At 62.0% G+C, this 2,687-nt stretch carries 3 protein-coding genes; all 3 read left to right on the top strand.

Annotated features, from left to right (window positions below):
• Positions 1-66: 66 nt before the first annotated feature.
• The 3 genes from J2X92_RS29465 to J2X92_RS29455 are packed head-to-tail and all read left to right on the top strand — an operon-like array spanning position 67 to position 2,410.
• A complete protein-coding gene (locus J2X92_RS29465; RefSeq protein WP_307581432.1) occupies positions 67-858 on the top strand; it encodes an XVIPCD domain-containing protein in 792 nt (263 codons plus the stop codon).
• Between the two features lie 37 nt (positions 859-895).
• Positions 896-1,888 carry a type IV secretion system protein gene (locus J2X92_RS29460; protein WP_307581431.1) on the top strand — a complete coding sequence of 331 codons (993 nt, stop codon included), beginning with the start codon at positions 896-898 and terminating at the stop codon, positions 1,886-1,888.
• 12 nt (positions 1,889-1,900) lie between these two features.
• Positions 1,901-2,410, top strand: a complete 510-nt coding sequence (locus J2X92_RS29455; RefSeq protein WP_307581429.1) for a DUF4189 domain-containing protein — start codon at positions 1,901-1,903, stop codon at positions 2,408-2,410.
• Positions 2,411-2,687 lie beyond the last annotated feature (277 nt).

Here is a 2,687-nt window from a genome sequence, read left to right as displayed (position 1 = left end):
GCGCACGAAAATTTGCGCTATTCGGGCCAGAACGTGTTCAAGGCTCTGCACAAACGGCACCCGGAGATGACCCAGGAAGACGCCAGCGCCATTGCCGCGGGTGGCCCGGAGAAGGTGGCTGAAGCCATCTATGGTGGTCGCCGCGATCTTGGCAACACTGGGCCGGGCGATGGGTGGAAGTATCACGGTCGCGGCTTTGTTCAATTGACGGGCCGCTACAACTACGAGCGCTATGGCAAAGCGCTTGGCCTGGACCTCGTGAATCACCCCGATTTAGCTTCAGAGCCCGCGAACTCGGCCAAGATCGCGGTGCAGTATTGGAAGGAACGCGTGGCGGCCCACAGCCATCAGCACGATATCACCCGTGCCACTGAGGACATCAATGGCGGCCAGAACTCCCTCAAGGAACGCAAGGCCGCCGCAGCCCAATGGGAAGTCAAGCTCGCCCACGGCTACAAGCCCGGCGATCCAGAGCCCGGCCAATCGCTGCAAGACAGTCCGGTGTTCAAGCAGGCGAAATCCGCCCTCGAAAAAATCGATGCGCAGTTCGGCCGCAAATCCGATCAGTTGACCGACAACGCCGCGGCCGCCATCACCGTGGCCGCATTGCGCGGCGGCCTGACCCGCATCGATCACATGACGCTGGGCGGCAACGACAACAGCACGATCTTCGCGATTCAAGGCAAGCCGGGCGCCGCGCTTTCCAAAATAGTCGATGTGCCGACCGTGGAATCGATGCACACGCCGGTCGCTCAAAGCTCGCAGGCGTTCACAGTCGTTCAGCAGACGCAGCAGCAAGCTCCTCAGCAAAACAACCAGCAGGCCGCGCAGCAAGCGGCGCCTGCGATGTCTCGCTGAGCCTCTCATTCATAAGTCGAGTCACCCGCCAACGCTCATGAATACCGCAACACCGGTCCGTTCGCTCATCGTCCTGCCCCAGGGCTTTCGCATCCTCACCGGCCAGTCACGCGAGCCGATGATTGCCCTGGTGGCCAGCATGAGCCGCAACGCCTTGATTGTGATCGCCGCAAGCACCATGGCCCTTGGGGGCTCAGACCTGCACTCGATCTTCACGAACGGTCTGCTCAAGGAGGTCAACTACATGGTCACCGGCGAGAAGGAATCGCCCGTCTCGGCCATCGACAAGAACCTGGTGCTCACCCAGGTGGTCATGTCGGCCATCGACAACGCGCAGGGCCTGGACGTGAGCACCAGCGGCTCCAACGTCACCAGCGTGGGCATGTCCTCGCTCGTCGGGGCGCTGGGCGTGTCCAGCCCGGCGATCACGGCCGGGGCGCTGCTGCTGACCTACCAGGTGGGGCTGGCGCTGTTCATCAGCCTGGGGCCGCTGTTCATCCTGTGCCTGATCTTCAAGCAGACCGAGTCGCTGTTTCACAAGTGGCTGCTGTACGGCATCGGGCTGCTGTTTTCGATGGCGGTGCTCAGCTTCATGGTGTCGCTGGTGCTGGAGTTGAACCTGCGCATTGCTGCGGGGCTGTGGGCGAGCAAGGCGATCACCAGCTTTCTGGGCGTGGGCGGCAGCACGGGCCTGACCAGCCAGGCGATGCTGCAGGGGGGCATCGGGATGCTGCTGACGGTGCTGCTGGTGACCGCGCCTGCGGCGGCGGCGCAGTTCTTCGGGGGGACGCTGGGGCAGTTCTATACGAGCTCGGTGCTCGGTGGCGGGGCCGGCGCGCAGCAGGGGCCGGGGGGGCAGGCGCCGGGAACTTATGCGCCGGCGGCCGGGCAAGCGCCACAAACAAGATCGAATCAAACAGGCAGCACTGGCGGGCTCGGTGGCAGTCCCAACCGCACCTCGGCGCATCCACCTGCTGATGAAATCAGAGCTGCATCAGCCCCACTCGCCACCAAAAGCCCTCAAGGTTGATGGAGACGCATGATGAAAACGTTGACACGAGTCTTGTTGTTGATGATGGCGGGGTTGCTTTGGAATGGCGTGGTGCATGCCGAGGGCGGGTTCTGCCCACCGGGCACTATTGACCATAACAACGGCAGAGCAGCTGCCATTGTTTGCTCGCCGATCCCGGGGTATGGACAGCAACAAGCACCCCAGCAATCAGCACCGCGATGGGAAAGCCGGTGGGGCGCGATTGCGACAGACGGACCCAATGACGCTTTGGGAGTAGCCATTGACAAGCGGAGCAAACGAGAAGCGTCACAAGTAGCCATGCGGGACTGCCAGTCAAAAGGCGGTGTGAACTGCAAGATTGACATTGCCTATGACAACCAATGTGCTGCCGTTGTCGTAGGCGACGGCGCCTACAACGTAGGCAATGCTCCGACAGTGGATCAAGCGGTTGCCTCGGGCGTAAAGACATGTCGTGACGGTGGATTCACCAACTGCCGCTCCTACTACACCGCTTGCAGCCTCCCAGCGCGCATTCAATAGCCACCATGAGGCGCCCTACCGCAGCGGGCTTCATTCTTTTCTTGCAATCGCACCACTTCATGCTGCCAACGCCGGTGGATGGCGCGGCGACGAACTAGCAATTTTTCATAGCAAGTACTTCATGAACCGCATCGCCTCATTCCTCGCCGGCGCCACTCTCAGTCTGGTTTGCCTTCATGCCGTTGCGCAGAACGCGCGGACACAGACGCAGGTACCCAGCTTGTGCGCGGCCAACGAAGAGCCGGTGTTCTCCTGCACGCTGCAAGGCTCCAGCCGC

Source organism: Variovorax paradoxus (genome assembly GCF_030811855.1).
GTDB lineage: Bacteria > Pseudomonadota > Gammaproteobacteria > Burkholderiales > Burkholderiaceae_C > Variovorax > Variovorax paradoxus_L.
Note: the sequence above shows the minus strand (reverse complement) of the source record. Positions and strands in the feature narration are given on the sequence as shown.

Excerpts from the sequence above, each read along its gene's own strand:
- J2X92_RS29465 (WP_307581432.1), top strand. The coding sequence starts at position 67 with ATGACCCAGGAAGACGCCAGCGCCATTGCCGCGGGTGGCCCGGAGAAG.
- J2X92_RS29460 (WP_307581431.1), top strand. The coding sequence starts at position 896 with ATGAATACCGCAACACCGGTCCGTTCGCTCATCGTCCTGCCCCAGGGC.
- J2X92_RS29455 (WP_307581429.1), top strand. The coding sequence starts at position 1,901 with ATGAAAACGTTGACACGAGTCTTGTTGTTGATGATGGCGGGGTTGCTT.